General features: G+C 56.2%; 17 protein-coding genes. 12 read left to right on the top strand and 5 right to left on the bottom strand.

Going from position 1 to position 19,714, the window contains the following annotated elements; genetic code table 11:
- The first annotated feature begins 4 nt into the window (after positions 1 to 4).
- Together QQL62_RS13180 and QQL62_RS13185 are read left to right on the top strand one after the other, a co-directional pair.
- Entirely contained in the window at positions 5 to 1,939 is a 1,935-nt protein-coding gene (locus tag QQL62_RS13180; protein ID WP_284380132.1) for an FAD-dependent monooxygenase, read from the top strand.
- Between the two features lie 101 nt (positions 1,940 to 2,040).
- Complete coding sequence (locus tag QQL62_RS13185; RefSeq protein ID WP_284380135.1) at positions 2,041 to 3,423, top strand: DUF3179 domain-containing (seleno)protein; 1,383 nt, start codon at positions 2,041 to 2,043, stop codon at positions 3,421 to 3,423.
- On the opposite strand, the gene QQL62_RS13190 is transcribed toward QQL62_RS13185, so the two are convergent.
- Entirely contained in the window at positions 3,420 to 3,881 is a 462-nt protein-coding gene (locus QQL62_RS13190; protein ID WP_284380138.1) for a Dps family protein, read from the bottom strand. The genes QQL62_RS13185 and QQL62_RS13190 overlap by 4 nt on opposite strands.
- Positions 3,882 to 4,245: 364 nt before the next feature.
- On the opposite strand from QQL62_RS13190, the gene nirB reads away from it, so the two are divergent.
- Positions 4,246 to 6,702, top strand: coding sequence for a nitrite reductase large subunit NirB (gene nirB, locus QQL62_RS13195; protein ID WP_284380140.1), 2,457 nt, complete (start codon positions 4,246 to 4,248; stop codon positions 6,700 to 6,702).
- The gene (nirD, locus tag QQL62_RS13200; RefSeq protein WP_284380143.1) at positions 6,702 to 7,022 is read left to right on the top strand and encodes a nitrite reductase small subunit NirD; all 321 of its coding nucleotides are present in this window, start codon (positions 6,702 to 6,704) and stop codon (positions 7,020 to 7,022) included. The genes nirB and nirD overlap by 1 nt, the downstream gene beginning before the upstream one ends.
- A gap of 42 nt (positions 7,023 to 7,064) precedes the next feature.
- Here nirD and fahA read toward each other — a convergent pair whose 3' ends face one another.
- Together fahA and hmgA are read right to left on the bottom strand one after the other, a co-directional pair.
- Positions 7,065 to 8,282 carry a fumarylacetoacetase gene (fahA, locus tag QQL62_RS13205; protein ID WP_284380146.1) on the bottom strand — a complete coding sequence of 406 codons (1,218 nt, stop codon included), beginning with the start codon at positions 8,280 to 8,282 and terminating at the stop codon, positions 7,065 to 7,067.
- A 1-nt stretch (position 8,283) separates the two neighbouring features.
- Positions 8,284 to 9,639 carry a homogentisate 1,2-dioxygenase gene (gene hmgA / locus QQL62_RS13210; RefSeq protein WP_284380148.1) on the bottom strand — a complete coding sequence of 452 codons (1,356 nt, stop codon included), beginning with the start codon at positions 9,637 to 9,639 and terminating at the stop codon, positions 8,284 to 8,286.
- Positions 9,640 to 9,754: 115 nt separating this feature from the next.
- Between hmgA and QQL62_RS13215 the strand changes: the two genes are divergently transcribed.
- A complete protein-coding gene (locus QQL62_RS13215; RefSeq protein ID WP_284380149.1) occupies positions 9,755 to 10,195 on the top strand; it encodes a MarR family winged helix-turn-helix transcriptional regulator in 441 nt (146 codons plus the stop codon).
- A 4-nt stretch (positions 10,196 to 10,199) separates the two neighbouring features.
- Here the strand turns inward: QQL62_RS13215 and QQL62_RS13220 are convergent, their stop codons facing one another.
- Together QQL62_RS13220 and QQL62_RS13225 are read right to left on the bottom strand one after the other, a co-directional pair.
- Positions 10,200 to 11,285, bottom strand: a complete 1,086-nt coding sequence (locus QQL62_RS13220; RefSeq protein ID WP_284380152.1) for a Gfo/Idh/MocA family protein — start codon at positions 11,283 to 11,285, stop codon at positions 10,200 to 10,202.
- 9 nt (positions 11,286 to 11,294) lie between these two features.
- Complete coding sequence (locus tag QQL62_RS13225; protein ID WP_284380154.1) at positions 11,295 to 12,008, bottom strand: GntR family transcriptional regulator; 714 nt, start codon at positions 12,006 to 12,008, stop codon at positions 11,295 to 11,297.
- Positions 12,009 to 12,089: 81 nt separating this feature from the next.
- Here QQL62_RS13225 and QQL62_RS13230 point away from each other — a divergent pair, with 81 nt between their 5' ends.
- Genes QQL62_RS13230 through QQL62_RS13260 form a run of 7 tightly spaced genes read left to right on the top strand, consistent with a single transcriptional unit; the run spans position 12,090 to position 19,590 of the window.
- The gene (locus QQL62_RS13230; RefSeq protein ID WP_284380155.1) at positions 12,090 to 13,247 is read left to right on the top strand and encodes an LLM class flavin-dependent oxidoreductase; all 1,158 of its coding nucleotides are present in this window, start codon (positions 12,090 to 12,092) and stop codon (positions 13,245 to 13,247) included.
- Positions 13,247 to 14,140: an aldo/keto reductase gene (locus QQL62_RS13235; protein WP_284380158.1), complete on the top strand. Its 894-nt coding sequence runs from the start codon at positions 13,247 to 13,249 to the stop codon at positions 14,138 to 14,140. The genes QQL62_RS13230 and QQL62_RS13235 overlap by 1 nt, the downstream gene beginning before the upstream one ends.
- A complete protein-coding gene (locus QQL62_RS13240) occupies positions 14,140 to 14,667 on the top strand; it encodes a flavin reductase family protein (RefSeq protein WP_284380160.1) in 528 nt (175 codons plus the stop codon). Before QQL62_RS13235 ends, QQL62_RS13240 begins: the two co-directional genes overlap by 1 nt.
- A gap of 32 nt (positions 14,668 to 14,699) precedes the next feature.
- Entirely contained in the window at positions 14,700 to 15,965 is a 1,266-nt protein-coding gene (locus QQL62_RS13245) for an ABC transporter substrate-binding protein (RefSeq protein ID WP_284380162.1), read from the top strand.
- 38 nt (positions 15,966 to 16,003) lie between these two features.
- Complete coding sequence (locus QQL62_RS13250; RefSeq protein WP_284380164.1) at positions 16,004 to 17,065, top strand: carbohydrate ABC transporter permease; 1,062 nt, start codon at positions 16,004 to 16,006, stop codon at positions 17,063 to 17,065.
- Positions 17,062 to 18,498, top strand: a complete 1,437-nt coding sequence (locus QQL62_RS13255) for a carbohydrate ABC transporter permease (protein ID WP_284380167.1) — start codon at positions 17,062 to 17,064, stop codon at positions 18,496 to 18,498. The genes QQL62_RS13250 and QQL62_RS13255 overlap by 4 nt, the downstream gene beginning before the upstream one ends.
- A 9-nt stretch (positions 18,499 to 18,507) precedes the next feature.
- On the top strand, positions 18,508 to 19,590 hold the full coding sequence (locus QQL62_RS13260; protein WP_284380173.1) for an ABC transporter ATP-binding protein: 1,083 nt from the start codon (positions 18,508 to 18,510) through the stop codon (positions 19,588 to 19,590).
- Positions 19,591 to 19,714: the final 124 nt, after the last annotated feature.

The raw sequence follows: 19,714 nt of genomic DNA on the forward strand, positions 1-19,714 counted from the left end.
AAATATGCAATTCCATCTAAATGGTTTCAAACCTGGCAATTATCAGGTCCCGGATGAGGCTAGAAAACCCTACCCCAATCCCCCAATTCTGGATCTGCCCCGCGAAGTGGATGTGCTGATTATCGGCACCGGCCCCGCCGGATTAACCATGGCACGCCAAATGTCCGAATTCGCTGATATAAAAACCTGTATCGTCGATATGGCGCCCGGCCCGTTGCTGTTTGGGCGCGCCGATGGGATTTCATGCCGCACCATCGAAATCATGGAGGCCTTTAACAGCAGCGAAATGGTGGTCAAGGAAACCTATCAGCTAAAGCAAAACACATTCTGGGAGCCAGACCCCCAAAACCCGCAAAACATCAAACGCACCGAAAAAATCAAAGATGCCCGCGGCGGTCTGTCTGAATTCACCCACGGTATCGTAAACCAAGCCCGCCTGCACGAATTGCTGATTGATGGCATGGCAAATTCAATCACCAATCTGCACCCCCACTACAGCCGTGAACTGTTGGATGTAGAAATTGACGACACCCAAACCCAAGACCTGAAGGCCCATCCAATAACCGCCACCTTTCAACGCACAGATCAGGCAGGCGCGCAAAAACGCGAAACCGTCAAGGCCCGCTTCGTCGTTGGCAGCGATGGCGGCAGAAGCCGCCTGCGCAAAAGCCTAGGCATCACCCTACAGGGCGATAGCGCGGATAAGGCATGGGGGGTGATGGACATCCTGCTGACCACAGATTTCCCAGATATCCGCGTCAAAAGCTTTATCCAATCTCAGGATCATGGGGCGGTCATGACCATCCCGCGCGAGGGCGGCTACCTCTGCCGTTTCTATATTGAATTAGATGCACTGGCCAAAGGCAAGCGCGCCACAGATATCAACCTGAGCGAACAGGACCTGATCGCCAAGGCCCAGAAAATATTCCACCCCTATACATTAGATGTAAAAGAGGTCGCATGGTGGTCTATCTATTCGGTGGGCCAGCGGATCGCAGATCGCTTTGATAACCGCCCGCTGAACAGCCCAGATACCATAATCCCGCGCGCCTTCGTATCCGGCGATGCCTGCCACACCCACAGCCCCAAGGGCGGCTGGGGCCTGAACACCTCCCTGCCAGATACCTTTAACCTAGGCTGGAAAATGGCCGCCGTCCTACAGGGCAAGGCGCATCCAAAACTTCTGGCAACCTACAGCACAGAGCGGCGCAAGGTGGCCCAACAGCTGATCAACGCGGACAAAGAGCTCTCGAAATTGGTCGCCACCCGACCAACAGCCGGCGATGCATCCGAAAAGGCGCGCATCGATACCGCAGAAATCGAGGCCTTCATGAAACGCCAAAGCGGATTCGTCAGCGGCACCTCTATCGAATATGCCCCCTCCTACATCTGCACCGGGCAGGAAAACCAAGAATTGGCCACTGGATTCAAAATCGGCCAGCGGTTCCATTCGGCAATTGCAACGCGCGTGGCAGATGGCCGAAGCCAACACCTAGGCCATCTGGTAAAGGCCGATGGCCGCTGGCGCATCTTCTTGTTTGGCGGTACAGAAAACCCCACCAATGCCGCATCTAGCGCCAATAGGTTTGTCGATTACTTGGCCAATTCCACCGCGTCACCGGTGCTGAAATACACCCCCAAGGGCGGCGATATAGACTCGCTAATCGATACCTATGCCGTATTCCAACAACAGGATCTATCCATGCACGACCTGCCGGATTACCTATGGCCAGCAAAGGGTAAATACGCCCTGCGGGATTACGAAAAGGTTTTCCAAACCCAAGAGGACAACGATCTCTATGATCTGCGCGGTATAGATCGCGATGCGGGCTGTGTTGTGATTGTCAGGCCGGATCAGCATATCGCATCGATCCTGCCAATCACCGCCCATGCCAAGGTTTCAGAGTTCTTTGATACCTTTATGCGCGTGCCAGATTAACCCCCGCGCACCTCACAAACCCCTAACCAGATCGTTACCCACAACAGGCCATTGCTCGGTTAGGATAGCCAAAACGCTCTCCTAGCCCCGAAAGGCCCGCCATGCCCCCTGCCCTAACCCAACAAATGCGCTGGATCAGCGCCGCCCTCCTATCTGCCACGCTGATCACCGCCCCCCTTGGCGCCCAGACCACCACGCCCGATATTTCAGACGTGGCCATCGCCCAGTTCGGCACCCCCCCCGCCGTGCCCACAGGCGCGCTGCCCCGCGCGGTGCGCCGCGCCATAACCACCGCATTTGTAGACAGCATGAAACAGGGCCAATGGGGCCCCGATCAAGACGCCGCCCTACAAACCATCGCCACATCAAAAGATGCGCGCGTGGTTTGGGTGATCAGCGATCTGTTGCGCTTTGTTTCCAGCTATCAGCTAAACGCCGCCCTAACCGAAACCGCCTCTGTGCTGCTGGGTGTGGATATTGCCCCCGGCAACAGCTGGGGTCAGGTTACGGATCATCTGATCGCATGGGATATCCCCGCCCCGCCAAATTACCTAAAGACCAAGCGCGAAATCTACACCACCGTGGTGCCCAGCTGGCAGAAAATATTCACCAAGGGTGATGTGGACTGGCGCCATGTGTCCTGGGGGGGCGTGTTGATCGATGATCGCGCCTTTGGCACCACGGACGAGCCCTGTAATTGCATCCCCGCCGCCGACGACCCCGCCACCACCAGCGCCGATCAGGCCACGTGGCTAGACGAGGATGATATCGTGTTCGGCATAGAGGTAAACGGCGCATTCCGCGCCTATCCCCGCCAAATCATGGAGGTGCGCGAAATGGTCAATGACACCCTTGGCGGGCGCGACCTAGGCATTCCATATTGCACCCTATGTGGATCCGCTCAGGCCTATTTCACCGATCAAATGCCCGCAGGGGTCAAGCGGCCTGTGTTGCGCACATCGGGCCTGTTAATCCGATCCAACAAGGTGATGTATGACCTAAACACCTATTCCGTATTCGATACATTCAAAGGCACGGCGGTAACCGGCCCGCTGGCAAACAAGGGCATTACACTGCCGCAGGCCAGTGTGGTCACCACCACATGGGGTGATTGGAAATCCGCCCACCCAGAAACCACCGTTCTGGCCGAATATCTGGCACTGGGGCGTGATCCTGACTTTAGGAATACGCGCGATGCCGATGGCCCGATTTTCCCCGTGGGGGATGTAGATCCGCGCCTTGGTGTACACGAGGATATCATCGGCGTGGTCGCCAAATCTGGAACACCGGTGGCGTTTCAACGCACCAAGGCGCTGGTGGCATTACAGGCGGGCCAAGAGGTGGGCTTTGAAAACATCCGCCTTGCCCTTGATGCGGGCGGGATCCGCGCCATCGATACAGACGGTCATGATTTAGGCAGCCACCAAGCGTTCTGGTTCGCTTGGTCACAATTTCACCCAACAACACGGCTGTGGTCAAACTAGCCCAGATGCGCGCGCAGGAACCATGCGAATTTCTGATGCACCTGCCCGCGCGCAATGCATAAATCCTCGGTCAATGTATCGCCGGCATCCGCCGCGATCTGCCCCGTGGCGCGCAGGGTTTCTACCAAAACCTCCTGTGCATCCAGCATCATTTGCACCATCTCTACATCCCTAGCGGGGCCTGATTGTTCGGGGATGGTGGCGCGCTTGATCATGCCCGCCAATGTGCCCTCGGCATAGCCCCCCAGCGCGCGAATGCGCTCGGCCAGATCATCCTGCGCCACAAAATGATCTTCGTAAATTTTCTGGAACAGGTCATGTAACGGCCCAAAGGCCATGCCCGTAACATTCCAGTGGAAATTTTGCGCCAGCATAGTGGCAACGGTTGTTTCCGCCACGGTTTGATTCAGGGCGTCATGAATAGAAGAATTAGCGAATGCGGGTGCTGTCTGTGCCATGGTATATGTCCTAAATTGATGAAACAGGTGGCTGGCAATGCTGCTGGCTGCCTAGGGTCCATCATAGCAAATCAGGGGCGAATGTCCAGCAATTTAGAATCATTCTAAATTGAGCATGTAAAATATTCCTGCACAGGAATTAGGCACCGCGCACAAATATCCACCACCACGGCCCGCAGCCGTAATCTCTTCGCGCATTTTCAATAAAAATTTCAGTTTGCTTTTGACTCTCCCCGCGCTGAATAAGAAAAGTTAGAACCGAATAGGGCCGTTACAACGCTGTAATCCGCCCGCCACGTGGCAACGACGCTGCATCCTTATCATCCAACACCCACAATTGGGTCAGGCAAAGGTGTAGATAGCCATGGCTAAACAACGTCTCGTAATCATCGGCAATGGAATGGCCCCAGGGCGCATGCTGGAACACCTCTTCGAGGAAAACCACGCGGCATTCGATGTCACCATTTTTAACGCAGAGCCGCGCGTCAACTATGACCGCATCATGCTGTCCCCCGTGCTGTCAGGCGAAAAATCATTCGAGGATATCATCATCCACGACGATGCATGGTATGCGCAACATAACATCACCCTACACAAGGGCGCCAAGGTTGCCAAAATTGACCGCACCGCCAAAACCGTAACATCAGAAAATGGCATCACCGCCCCCTATGACAAGCTGGTGATCGCCACCGGGTCTGATCCGTTTATCATCCCCTGCCCCGGCCATGATCTAGACGGTGTGTTACCCTACCGCGATCTGGATGATACCGATGCCATGACCGCCGCGGCCAAACAGGGCGGCAACGCGGTGGTGATTGGCGGCGGCCTATTGGGCCTAGAGGCGGCGGCGGGGCTAAACACGCTGGGCATGGATGTTACCGTATTGCACCTGATGCCCACCCTGATGGAACGCCAACTGGACAGCGCCGCGGGCTATCTGCTGGAAAAAGAGCTGGAAAGCCGCGGCATTGATATCCGTTGTAAATCCAACACCAAGCAAATTATCGGCGAGGACGGCCAAGTCACCGGCGTAGAGCTGGAAGATGGCACATTGATCAAATGTGATATCGTGGTCATGGCCGTCGGCATCCGCCCCAATGTCGCACTGGCCAAGGACACAGGCCTAGAGGTGAACCGCGGGATCGTGACCACCAACGGCATGCAAACATCCGATGCAAATATCTATTCCATCGGCGAATGCGCCGAGGTCGGCGGCATGGTCTATGGTCTGGTGGCCCCGCTCTACCAAATGGCCGCCGTGGCGGCCAAACACCTGTGCGGGCCAACCGATGCGCTATTCCAGCACAGCGAAACCCCAACCAAGCTAAAGGTCACGGGCTGTGATCTGTATTCGGTTGGGGATTTTGCCGAGGGCGATGATCGCGAGGATATCGTGCTGCGCGATGCCAATATGGGCACCTACAAGCGGGTGATTATCCAAGACAACAAAGTGATCGGCGCGGTTCTATACGGCGCGGTAGAGGATGGCGGCTGGTACAACGAAATGTTGAAATCAGGCGAAGATATCTCGGATATGCGCGACACCCTGATCTTTGGGCAGGCCTACCAAGGCGGCGGCGAGCTTGACCCGCTGGCCATGGTTGCAGGCATGTCAGATGATGCGGAAATCTGTGGCTGTAACGGTATCACCAAGGGCATGATCACCTCGAAAATTACCAGCATGGGCCTAACCTCGCTGGCCGATGTGCGCGCCCATACCAAGGCCTCCGCCTCCTGTGGCTCTTGTACCGGCCTTGTGGAAAACGTCATGGCCATTACGCTGGGCGATGCATTTAAATTGCCCGAGGTCGAGGGCATGTGTGGCTGTACCCCCCATGATCACGGCACGGTGCGCCGCCTGATAAAATCCCAGGGCCTAAAATCCATCCCCGCCGTGATGCAGGAATTGGAATGGAATACCCCCGAGGGTTGTTCCAAATGCCGCCCCGCGCTAAATTACTATCTGGTGGCCGATTGGCCCGGTGAATACCAAGACGATCAGCAATCCCGTTTTATCAACGAGCGTGTGCACGCCAACATCCAGAAAGACGGCACCTATTCCGTGGTGCCGCGCATGTTTGGCGGCCTAACCACCCCAGACGAGCTGCGCGCCATTGCCGATGTGGCCGATAAATTCGAAATCCCCACGGTCAAGGTCACCGGCGGCCAGCGCATCGATCTGCTGGGCGTGAAAAAGGATGACCTGATCCCGGTATGGGATGATCTGAACAAGGCGGGCATGATTTCTGGTGCCGCCTATGCCAAGGGTCTGCGCACGGTGAAAACATGCGTTGGCACCGATTGGTGCCGCTTTGGCACCCAAGATTCCACAGGCCTAGGGGTCAGATTGGAAAAACTGCTCTGGGGGTCTTGGTCCCCTGCCAAGCTGAAATTGGCCGTCTCGGGATGCCCGCGCAATTGCGCAGAAAGCACCTGCAAAGATATCGGCATTATCTGTGTGGATAGCGGCTACGAGATCCACTACGGCGGCGCGGCTGGCCTGCATATCCAAGGCACAACCAAGCTGGGCAATGTAGAAACCGAAGAAGAGGTTTTGGAATATTGCGCCGCAATGACCCAATATTACCGCGAGACCGGCTACTACCTAGAACGCATCTACAAATGGGCAGATCGCTTGGGCTATGACCATATTAAATCCGTGATCTACGACGACCCAGTGGCCCGCAAAGACTATTACGAACGGTTCCTCCATTCGCAAAAATTCGCACAGGTTGACCCATGGGCAGAGCGCGTGAAAGGCGCAGAGGCCCACGAATTTACCCCCATGGCCGACCTAACCCCCAGAGAGGCAGCAGAATAATGAACATTCAAAACACCCAATGGGTCACCATCGGCGCGCTAAACGATATCCCACGCCAAGGCGCGCGCCGCGTTATCGCCGGCCCCAAAACCATCGCCATCTTCCGCACCACCCAAGACGAGGTCTATGCCCTAGAGGATAAATGCCCCTTCAAGGATGGTCCCCTAAGCGAGGGCATCGTGCACGGCAAGACCGTATCCTGCCCCATTACAAACTGGGTGATCTCGCTGGAAACAGGCGCCGCACAGGGCGCCGATCAGGGCCAAACACAGGTCTTTCCCATCAAACTAGAGGGCCAAACCATACAGCTGGGCCTGTAAAACCCTGCGCCACAATCGTGCCACAGGGCGCGCGGGCCGCTCCTAAATCTCTGTGGCGGGCAGAATTTTGCCCGTGCATTCACCAAACCCCACGCGGAAACCATCCCCCATGGCCGCACCGCGCAATGTCAGGCGATCCCCATCTTCTAGAAAGGCTCGCTCGGTGCCGCAATCCAATGTGATCGGCTCTTTGCCACCCCAAGAGATTTCCAACAACGATCCGCGCTGATCCTTCTGTGGCCCAGAAATCGTGCCCGACCCCAGCAAATCCCCCACCCGCATCGGACAGCCCGATGTGGTGTGATGGCACAGCTGTTGCGCAGCAGAATAATACATCTCTTTGTAATTGGTGCGCGCAATCACGCTCTCGCCCTGACCCTCGGGGGTTAGACCCACGCTTAGGTCAATATCATAGAGCATCGGGCGCGGCTCGTGTAGATGCGCCAGCAATGCGCGGCTGCGGGTTGGCGTAGATGTGCGAAAGGGTTCTAGCGCCGCGCGCGTCACAATCCACGGCGATATGCTGGTGGCGGTTGCCTTGGCCTGAAATGGGCCAAGGGGCTGGTATTCCCACGCCTGAATATCACGCGCAGACCAATCATTCAGCAAAACATAGCCAAAGATCATCTGATCTGCATCCTCGACCGACACCATGCCACTAGACGGCTGGCCCACAATCGCCCCCATCTCTAGCTCCAGATCAAAGCGGCGCGATTTGCCAAAATGCGGCAAATCCTGATGCGGCGGCTTCAGCTGGCCCCAAGGGCGGGTTACATCGGTGCCAGATACCACCACAGATGAGGCCCGCCCATTATAACCGATGGGCATAGACAACCAATTCGGCGGCAAAGCATTTTCAGGGCCACGAAACATGGTGCCCACGTTTTCTGCGTGATGACGCCCCGCATAGAAATCGGTAAACTCGCTGACCTCGATCGGCATCAACATCTGCGCATCTGCCTGTGGCACCAAATGCGGGGATACCGCATCGCGCTGCGCCGCATCGGACAATAATTCGGTAATCCGCGCCCGCAAGCCATCCCACACATCCGACCCCGCCGCCATCACGCCGTTCCACGATGGGGCGGCGAATAATGCCGGGTCTTGCCCGTGATCCACCGCAGCGATATCCAAAATCTGATCGCCAATGGCCACCCCCATGCGCGCGCCATTTCCCGCATCAAAGACCCCGTAAGGTAGGTTCTGAATCGGAAAATCCGTATCGCCATTGGCCGAAGCGACCCAAGATTGCTGTGCCATATTATTTAACCCCTGCTGTGCCATCAAATTTCTTCTCTATACTGTCCCAACAATCGATATAATCGTCCTGTAGGGGCGCGGTTTCTGCCGCGAATTTCGTTAGGTGCTGCGGAAAGCGGGTCTCGAACATAAACGACATGGTGTTTTCCAGCTTCTCTGGCCCTAAATTCGCATTTGATGCCTTGTCAAAGGCCACCTGATCTGGCCCATGGGGCAACATCATATTATGCAAAGACATCCCCCCCGGCACAAAGCCATTTGGCTTGGCATCATATTGCCCGTAAATATTGCCCATCAATTCTGACATGATGTTCTTGTGATACCACGGCGGGCGGAATGTATCCTCGGCCACCATCCAGCGATCGCGAAACAACACAAAATCGATATTCGCCGTGCCCTCTTGGCCAGAAGGTGCGCTTAGCACGGTGAAAATCGACGGATCAGGATGATCAAACAGGATCGCCCCCACCGGGCAATAGGTGCGCAGATCGTATTTATAGGGCGCATAGTTGCCATGCCACGCCACCACATCCAGCGGCGATTGGTTGATCTTGGTTTCGTGGAATTGCCCACACCACTTGATGGTTAGGGTAGAGGCCACCTCGCGATCCTCGAATGCCGCCACGCTGGCCTTGAAATCGCGCGGGTTGGCCATGGCATTAGCACCAATGGGGCCACGGGCGGGCAGCTCGAATTTCTGGCCATAGTTTTCGCAGACAAAGCCGCGGCAAGGCCCCGCCAGAACCTCGACACGATATACCAAACCGCGCGGGATAATCGCGATTTCCTGCGGGGCCACATCCAGAACGCCCAGCTCTGTATAAAACCGCAAGCGCCCCTGTTGGGGCACCACCAGCAATTCGCTGTCGGCAGAATAGAAATACTCGTCGACCATGCTCTGGGTCACCAAATACACATGCGAGGCCATGCCGACCTGTGTGTTCACATCCCCCGCGGTGGTCATGGTGCGCATGCCCGTTAGCCACGTTAGATCCTGTGCCCCTGCCTCGATCGGATCCCAGCGGTACTGGCCTAGGCTGGTTACATCCGCGTGGATATCAGGGGCGGATCGCCACAGCGGCAAATCGATGCGGCTGTAACGGGCCGAATGTTTTACGGATGGGCGAATGCGGTAACACCATGTGCGTTCTGGGATATGGGCCGTAAAGGCGGTGCCTGACAGCTGTTCGCCGTATAGCCCATAATTGCACTTTTGCGGGCTGTTCATGCCCTGGGGCAATGCCCCGTCTAGGGCCTCGGTTTCAAAATCATTGCCAAACCCGGGCATATAGCCTGCGTGGGGGCCGGGGGTGCTGGGGGCGCGGCGCATACCATCGCGCAGGGGATACTCGCTCATCATCTACTCCGGTTCTGGGGTTGGTATAATATTCATTGCATTTGCAACGATGTCAAGAAATTTGTTGCATCTGCAACCAATCAGGCGCCATAATCCCCAAAACCAAGGACGCACTATGCCCAAGCCCCCCGCCTTTGATCTGGATAGCTTCCTGCCCTATCGCCTGTCTGTTGTGGCCCAGCGGTTGTCGGATAATCTGGCCCGCCACTACCGCGCCGAATTCGGGATTTCCACGCCAGAATGGCGCATTCTGGCACATCTGGCGCAATCCGATGGCGTATCAGTGCGTGATATAGAACAGCGCATAGATATGGAAAAATCCAAGGCCAGCCGCGCCGCCAGCAAATTGGTGGCCAAGGGGCTGGTGACCAAAACCGCCAATGCGGATGATCGCCGCCTGTTGCACCTAACCCTAACCCCCAAAGGGCAGACATTGCTGGCCGCGCTGCTGCCCCGCGCCGAAGCATTTCAGGCCGATCTACGCAAAGCCTTGGGCGCGGATGCCGATGCCCTGATGCGGGCACTGGATAACATTTTAAAAATCGACACCCCCTAGGGGGCTACAGCGTAACCGCCTGTCCTGTGGTGGCGGATTCCTGCGCCGCTAGGCCAATGGCCACGGCCCATGCGCCATCTGCCAATGTCACCTCTGGCTCTTGTTGGCCCAACACCACGCGCTGAAAACCCTCGTGCTGGTAAAAGGTCGATCCATTGTGATCCCCTGCATCCAATAGTTTTTCATCTACGGGGATCATCTCGGTCTGCGGGCCCTTGGGGTTGCGCGGGCTGATCACCAATTTCGAAACCGGTGCCGCACCTAATTCCACAGGCCAGAATCGCCCCGGCCCGGGCACAAAACATTCAATCTTGCCCTCTGGGCCAATGGCGCTGACATGCTCTTGATATTCCGCGCCCTCGGCAAACATAGATAATTCCAGCATGGCGCGCATGCCATTGGCAAAATCCACAATCACATAGCCACAATCCCAGATGTCAGATGTTTCGCCACCATAGACCTCGTCCAGATGGTTCACCTCTTGGCCCGCGCTGGCCATCACCCGCACGGGGTCAGATTTCGTAACCAAGCGCATCAAATCAAAAAAGTGACAGCATTTTTCCACCAAGGTGCCACCCGATTGCGCGTTAAAGCGATTCCAATCGCCTACTTTTGGCAAAAACGCAAAGCGGTGTTCGCGAATGGTCAGCATCTTTACCCCGCCCGTGCTGGCATCCACACGATCCAATAGCGCCGCAATCGGCGGCATATAGCGGTATTCCATCGCCACCCAAATCGGGGCGGCGTGGTTTTCGCCAATGGCGCGCACCCGCGCCGCATCACCCGCATCGGTATACAGCGGCTTTTCCACCAATATCGGCAGATCACATTTGGCGCTGATCTGTTCCAGCTGATCCACATGCACATGATTGGGGCTAACAATCACCAAGCAATCCAAATCCGCAATCGCCAGCAAATCATCCAGCGCATCAACCATCACCGCATCTGGGGCCAGCCCAGTGGCAATTGCCCGCATCTCTGGGTCTGGCTCATATATCGCGGCAACCTTGGTATCGGTTAGCAGCTGGATGTTCTTGATGTGCTCTTGGCCCATCATACCACATCCGATAATGCCGTAGTGAAGTGTCATAGGGTATCCTTATTTAAGACGCGAAACATAGGCGGCCACATCTGGATCGAACCAATTGCGCGAATATTCCACGGGGTTTGCATGTTGATCCCAAGCGATTCGCTCTACGAATCCGACCACATCGCCGGCCTTGGGGGAAAATTGATCTACCGTCCATCCCGGAACAGGCGCGGCGGATATGCTGTCTTCGGCCCGCGCGATCCACAGGCCCAGCTTGGATTTATAAAAATGATAGAGGCTTTCGGATACCTCGGATGTATCGATGCGATCCGCACAGGCCCCATCCAGCCAAATCTCCTCTAGTGCTGCGGGAATATTGCCCAGCAAACGCAATCGGCGAAACCGAAATGCGCGGGTAGATGTGCCAAACGCCGGCAGGTCATCGGGCTTGTCCATATGCGCCACAGACAGGGTCTGGGCGGTGGGCAATCCCCCCCCACCCTTTAGTTCTAGGCGAAAAAACGCATAGATGCTGTCGGCGCCATCCACATGGCGAATATAATTCCCCGACCCTTGGCGCCGCTCGATTAACCCGCGCGTCACCAACAGCGCCAGCGCCTTGCGCAGGGTGCCAACGGCCACGCCAATATCGGCGGCCATGGCGCGCTCTGGGGGCAGGCGATCGCCCACCAACAGATGCCCCGCCTCGATATCACGGGCGATCATCTCGGAAATTTGCACATAGGCAGGCAATGCCCCATGGGCGGAATCATCGGCCAGCATTTCCCCTCCCAAAAAAATTGATACACCATTGATTTATAATTTGATGCCTGATTAACTATTCCCAAGCAAGAGGAAATTTCCATGACCATCGTTCCCATCACATCCGCCGACCTAGACGCCGCCGAGGTCTCTTGGTTCTCGGCACTCTGTTCGGATGACTATCAATATCTGGGCGTGCCCGATGGCGCGTTGCGCTCGTCATGGGATCATTGCTCGGCCATCCTAAAACGCGCCGAGGAAAACGGATTTGGCAATATCCTGTGCCCATCATCCTATCAGGTGGGCCAAGATACCCTGTCATTTGTGGCCGGTGGTGCGCCAATTACCGACAAGATCAACATGCTGGCGGCGGTGCGCTGTGGCGAAATGCAGCCCATCATGCTGGCGCGCACCTTGGCCACGCTGGATCACATGCTACAGGGCCGCCTGACGGTGAATATCATCAGCTCTGATTTCCCCGGTCAAAAAGAAGACAGCAGCTACCGCTACCAACGCTCGCGCGAGGTGGTGGAAATCCTGCGCCAAGCATGGACACAGGATGAAATCAACTTCGACGGTCAGATTTACAATTTCAGCGGCGTCAAAACCGATCCCGTAAAACCATTCCAACAAAACGGCGGGCCGCTGTTGTATTTCGGCGGCTATTCCCCCGATGCAATCGATCTATGCGCCGAACATTGTGATGTTTACCTGATGTGGCCAGAAACCAAAGAGGATCTGGCCGATCGCATGAAAACAGTGGCCGCCAAGGCCAGCGAATATAACCGCACGCTGGATTACGGCCTGCGGGTGCATATGATCGTGCGCGATACCGAACAAGAGGCGCGCGAATACGCCCAAGAATTGGTGTCCAAGCTACAGGACGACAAAGGCGAAGAAATCCGCAAGCGCGCATTGGACGCGGGATCGCTGGGCGTATCGCGTCAGGCCCGCAACCGCGATTTGGCCGATATGGATGGGTTCATTGAACCCCACCTCTGGACAGGCGTTGGCCGCGCGCGCTCTGGGTGTGGTGCCGCATTGGTTGGATCCGCAGATCAAATCCTATCAGAAATCGAAAATTACAAAAAAATGGGCATGCGCGCCTTCATCTTCTCGGGCTATCCCCACCTAGAAGAATGCGATTATGTCGGCAAGCTGATCCTGCCCGAAATGAAAACATGCTCTCTGCCCCATGAATACGGGCGGGTACCCTCAACCACACCAAATACGCCCCTGGGCAATGGAAAGCGCACGTAATGCAAAAATTGAATATCACCGAAAACCTAGACATGAGCCGCATCATCTATGGCATGTGGCGCCTAGGGGATGACACAAACACCAGCGCGAAACACGTTCAGGCCAAGATCGAGACCTGCCTAGAACAAGGGATCACCACATTCGATCAGGCCGATATTTACGGCGATTACGCCAGCGAAGAAATCCTAGGCGCCGCCCTGAAACAGGCGCCGCAATTGCGCGACAGCATGCAGATCATCACCAAATGCGATATCATGCTGACATCGGATAAATACCCAAATCGCCGCGTGAAATATTACGATACATCCGCCGCGCATATCACCGCATCTGTGGAAAATTCCCTGCGCGTGATGAATATCGACCAAATCGATATGCTGTTGCTACACCGCCCTGATCCACTGATGGATGCCGCAGAAACAGGCGCGGCGCTGGATGATCTGATCACCTCGGGCAAGATAAAATCCGCAGGCGTTTCCAATTTCAAACCCCATGATTGCTCGCTGTTGCTGACCTTCATGAACCAACCGCTGGTTGCCAATCAAATAGAGCTAAGCCTGCTGGAAAACAGCGCGCTGACCAATGGCGATCTGGCCTTTATGCAGGAATGCGGCATCGCACCCATGGCGTGGTCTGCACTGGCAGGGGGGGCGCTATTCGCACCTGAAAACGCCACCCTTTTGGATAATCTGGCGCGTATCGGCGCCGATCACGGCATCGATGCATCTGCGGTGGCGGTGGCATGGTTGCTGGCACACCCCGCTAAAATCATGCCGGTGCTGGGCACCAATAATCTGGATCGCATCGCCAAGCTATCCGATGCCACACGCATGGATATGGACCGCGAAACATGGTTCGAATTGTACGAAATCGCCAATGGACACGAGGTAGCCTAATGACCCACCACGCCCCGACCAGTTTTGCACCCGATGCGGATGACCCGCGCCAATTGCGCGATGCATTTGCAAAATTCGCCACGGGCGTTTGCGTGATCACCACGCGCGGGGCCACTGGCCCCATTGGCATTACGGTAAACAGCTTTGCCTCGGTGTCGCTGGATCCTGCACTGGTGCTGTGGTCTTTGGCCAAATCCAGCAACAGATTCGGGGTTTTCGCACAGGCCACCCATTGCGCCATCCATATTCTGGCGGCGGATCAGATGCAGGGGTGCATGGATTTCACCAAACGGGCCGATGCCTTTGATAATTTTAAGACCGAGTATAATACCCACGGCGTACCGGTTATTCAGGACTGCCTAGCCAGCTTTGAATGCAGCGCACATGCTGTGCATGATGGAGGAGATCATAGCATATTTGTGTCCAAGGTAGACCGTGTCACCACCACCAAGGAAAACCACATGAAAGAGCCATTGGTTTTCTTCAACAAGGCCTTTGGTCAATTTGACACAGAGGCGCGCCAATAACATCAACATCGTAATTTCATAGGGAGGAAACAATGAAATATTCAACCAAAATGCTGGCAACCGCCGGCACCATCCTTGCAGGATCCATCGCGGCACATGCCGACGAGGTGACATTCCTGTGCTACCAAGATGGCAACGAATGCGAGGTCTTTGCCGGCATGGCAGATGCCTTTACCGCCAAAACCGGCCACACCGTTAAAATCGACACCGTTGGCTATGACGTGATCCGCGATCAGCTGGAAAACCAGCTGCAAACCGGCTCTGCCCCTGATGTGGCACGCGTAACCAATCTGGGCGGCCTAAATCAATACTACCTAGACCTTACCCCCCACGTAGATACCGCATACTGGGAAGAAAACTACAGCGCCACATTGCCATGGTTCCGCCAACCGGGCGGCGAAGATGCGGGCATCTATGGCTGGATGACACAGCTAACCGTGACCGGCCCATACGTAAACGTATCCATGTTCGAAGACGCAGGCGTTGATATGCCTGGTGCGGGTGCGACATGGGATGATTGGGCCAATGCCCTGCGCGAGGTGAAAGAAACCCTTGGCATCACCGCTGGATTGGCCATGGATCGCACCGCCCACCGCATGGCCGGCCCCGCATTTTCATATGGCGCGAAATTCTTCGATGACACAGGCACACCGATCTTGGTCGACGAAGGTTTTCGCAAATTCGCAGAGACATTTGTTGGCTGGCACAAAGAGGGCCTGATGCCCGCAGAAGGATGGCCCGCAGGGTCTGGCACACAGTATAAAAATGCCGCACCCCTGTTCCTAAGTGGCGAAGTAGCGATGCATATGTCAGGGTCTTGGATGATCAACAACTATGCCGAAAACATCAAAGATTTTGATTGGAAAGTGGTCCCCGCCCCCTGTGGCGATGGCGGCTGTGGCGCAATGCCCGGCGGTGCCGGCGTGGTTGCCTTTAAATCCAGCAAAAGCCCAGAAGCAGCCGCAATGTGGGTGGATTTCCTAGCACAAACAGAAAACACCGAGGCCTTCGCGGCCGCCACCCGCAACATCCCAGCCCACGCTGGCTTGCAGGCATCTGGTGTTGATTACGGTGATGCATCCCCCGTGGTTGCCGCATCTCTGTCTGTATTCGCGGCAAACGCTGGCGAGGCTGCTAAATCCACACCCCAAGCCTATACATTCCAAGGCTATAACAAAAACCACGTGATCTACGGTATCGTTCCCGATTACCTGACCAAGGCAATCACTGGCGAAATCACCTTGGATGCGGCCCTAGAGGCAATTGATGCGGATGTTGCCGCAAAAATCGCCGAATAAACGCACACGCGACCACAGGCCAGCAAAGGGTTCTGACTATGCTAGAAGCACTCTCAAATGCATTCTCCGGCAATAGCTGGCCTGTGGCATTTATAATATACTTGGTCTTAGGCTGGGTTCTGGTGCGTCCCAAGGGGCGCATCGGCGGCCAGCTGATGTCCGCACTGGGCTGGCCCATCGAAATCGCACAGCGCCTATCGGGTGCCACGGGCCTGCCCTATATTTTCCTGCTGCCCAATATGATTATCTTTGGGCTGTTCACCTTCTCGCCCCTGTTTATCAACATCGGTTTTTCGGTGACCGAGGGCCAAAGCATCCTGTTTGAAAACCGCCCCTATGCGGGGCTGGATAACGCGCGCCGCCTACTGGCGGAAACGCAAATCGACACAGGGGCGCTAAACCGCGAGGATGATAAATTCCTACAGGCGGTGGCGGATACCTTTATCTTTGTGATCTTTCAGGTGCCGATCATGGTGTTTTTCGCACTGTGCACCGCATTGGCCCTAAACCGCGAAATCATCGGCCGCGCCTTCTGGCGCTCGGTGTTTTTCTACCCCGTGATGCTCTCGCCCGTGGTGGTGGGATTCCTGTGGACATTGATCCTAAAACGCCAAGGCGTTCTGTCGATAACCCTGATGAATTGGGGCATAATCGATGAACCCATCCAATGGTTAACAGACCCCAGCTGGACAATGTTCTGGTCGGTGGCGGTCTACACATGGGCACACCTAGGGTTTTATATGCTGATCCTGCTGGCGGGCCTACAGGCGATCCCCAAGGATCTATACGAGGCCGCCCGCATGGACGGCACCAACGAATGGCGCATGTTGCGCCGCATCACCCTGCCCTTGCTGATGCCCACGCTCTTGGTGGTCACCATCCTGTCACTGGTCAAGGCATTTCAGGCCTTCGAGGAACTCTATGCGCTGAATGTGCGCTGGATTTCACTGGTGGCCTATATTTTCGAAACATCGGGCCTGCGCGGCCAACCTACGGCCAATGGTCTGGGCATTGCGGCCACGGCATCGCTGTTGGTGGCCTTGGTGCTGATCCTGCTGTCGCTGTTGCAAATCTATCTGACCTCGAGGCAAAGTAAATGAGCGCTGTTTGGCAATTTTTGGGCCGCCGCCAAGGCCACGATAAACTCTCTGCGGTGGATTGGATCGTCTATATCTACCTGTTCTTCGGCTTCCTGATCATCGCCCTGCCCGTGGGCTGGATCGCGCTGAATTCCGTGAAATCCGCGTTTCAATTGGAAAAACAAGACCTGTCAATCCTGCCCAGCGATTTCAATCGCGTGGCCCGCGCCACCGTCTATTCCGATCAGGGCCGCGAGATTTTCATCATCAACGACCTGCCGGATTGGGTGCTAAATTGGAAAGACCTGCGCCCAGAGGAACGCGCGGCGCGAAACGTGCCAGAATTCCTAGCCAGCTATGAGGGACGCGCATTCTATGCCCTGCGTTCACACCTAGGACAGGTACCAACACAGGTGCGCGCCCTGATCGCGGCGCAAAATATGCCGGAATGGTTGCTGCGCTACCCATCAATGTCCGCAACCGCGCGCCAAGACGTGGATATCGAGGCCGCCCTCGCAGGGCGCAGCGCGGACGAGCGCCGCCTGCTGGGCGAATTCCTAGGTCTTGCCCCCTATGAACCCAACCGCATGATCAGCCAAATTCTGGTCACCGCCCCGCACCCAGAAACGGGCGTTGTGCAAAACTATGCCGTGCCGAAATTCGACCCAAGCCGCCCGTTTTTGGCCGCGCGCGATGCCACCAATGCCACATCCGGCGTGATCCGCATCCCCACAGAAACCGCCACCGCCACGCGCACGATCAACCCCTCTTGGGGCAACTATATCGAACCGCTGTCGGGCAAGGCCTTTGGGGTGAATGTAAATTTTGCCGCCTGTTTCACCAATTCGGTGCTGGTTACGCTGATCGCCACGCTTCTGACCCTGCTGATCAATTCAATGGCCGCGTTTTCCCTATCTAAATACAAATTCCGCGGGCAGACGATGTTCTTTGTGATCATTCTGGCCACGCTGATGGTGCCCCCCACCATCACCTTGGTTGGGGTGTTTAAGGCGATTAACGCAACCGGCCTGTCTGGCTCTATCTGGGGGGTTATTATCCCAGGTGCGGCCACGCCTGCGGGGGTTTTCCTGTTGCGTCAATACATGTTGACCATCCCAGACGAGCTGATCGAGGCCGCCCGCATGGACGCCGCATCGGAATGGAAGGTCTACTGGCGCATTATCCTGCCGCTGGCCCTGCCCGCATTGGCCGCATTGGGCATCCTGTCGGTGATCTGGCGCTGGAATGACCTAATCCTGCCCATGGTGGCCATCGCCACCACCAAAGAGGCCTATACAATTCAGCTGTGCCTGTTGGAATTCCGCGGCGAGCACCTGTCACAGGAACACTACCGCTTGGCAATGACAATGGTCAGCCTTATCCCCACCACTCTGGTCTTCGTATTCTTGCAAAAACACATCACAACCGGTGTGGCGAATACAGGGCTTAAATAGGACGAACCCATGAGCGATTTAAAACTAGATAACCTGCATAAATCCTACGGCGCCACCAAGGTGATCCATGGCATCGATATGCAAATCGACAGCGGCGATTTCTGCGTCTTTGTGGGGCCATCGGGCTGTGGTAAATCCACGCTGTTGCGCATGATCGCGGGGCTGGAATCCGTAACCAGCGGTACCGTATCGATCGAGGGCCAGCCGGTGAATCACGTCCCCGCCGCACAGCGCGGTCTGGCGATGGTATTCCAATCCTATGCGCTCTACCCGCATATGTCGGTGCGCCAAAACCTGTCATTCGGTCTAGAAAACCTGCATATGCCCAAACAAGAGGTGCAAGAGCGCATCAACGAGGCCGCCCGCATGTTGCAGATCGAGGAATTGATGGATCGCAAGCCCGGCCAACTGTCGGGGGGGCAACGCCAGCGCATCGCCATAGGCCGCGCCGTGGTGCGCGAACCTAAAATCTTCTTGTTCGATGAACCCCTATCAAACCTAGATGCGGAATTGCGCGTGGCCATGCGCGCGGAAATCTCTGATCTGCATTCCCGCCTTGGCAATACCATGATCTATGTGACCCATGATCAGGTCGAGGCCATGACCATGGCCGATAAAATCGCCGTGCTGCGCAAAGGTCTGGTCGAGCAATTCGGCCGCCCGCTGGACCTGTTCAACTACCCCGCCAACCGCTTCGTGGCTGGCTTTATCGGCTCACCGGCCATGAATTTTGCCGATGGGGTGATCAAGGGCGCGTCGGTTGTTCTAAACGCCGGCGGCACCATCCCGCTGCCCCAGGGCCGCTTTGACACTACAGATGGCCAACAGGTCACCTTCGGCATCCGCGCCAGCCACCTATCGCTGGATGAAAACGGCCCCATAAAGCTGTCGGTCAAAACCGTCGAACAACTGGGCACCGAAAGCTATGTCTACGGCCAGCTAGACGACGGCACAGATTTCGCCCTGCACCAATTGGGCCAAGTAGATGTGCAACAAGGCACCGTGATCAACCTAGCCCCCACATTAGATCACAGCCACCTGTTCGACACAGACAGCGGCCTAACCCAGCGCATCGACACAGCCCCCACCTAAGGCGCGGCGCATTAATCCCCCCGCACCGCACGCTCCAGGCGGGCGGGGGTGTATCCCCCACACTTGCCAAAACCATACCCCCGCGCTATATCGCCCCCATACCGGTCGAAGCCCTACCCGGTCA

The sequence above is a fragment of the Amylibacter marinus genome, assembly GCF_030160015.1.
In the GTDB taxonomy this organism is placed as follows: Bacteria; Pseudomonadota; Alphaproteobacteria; order Rhodobacterales; family Rhodobacteraceae; genus Amylibacter; species Amylibacter marinus.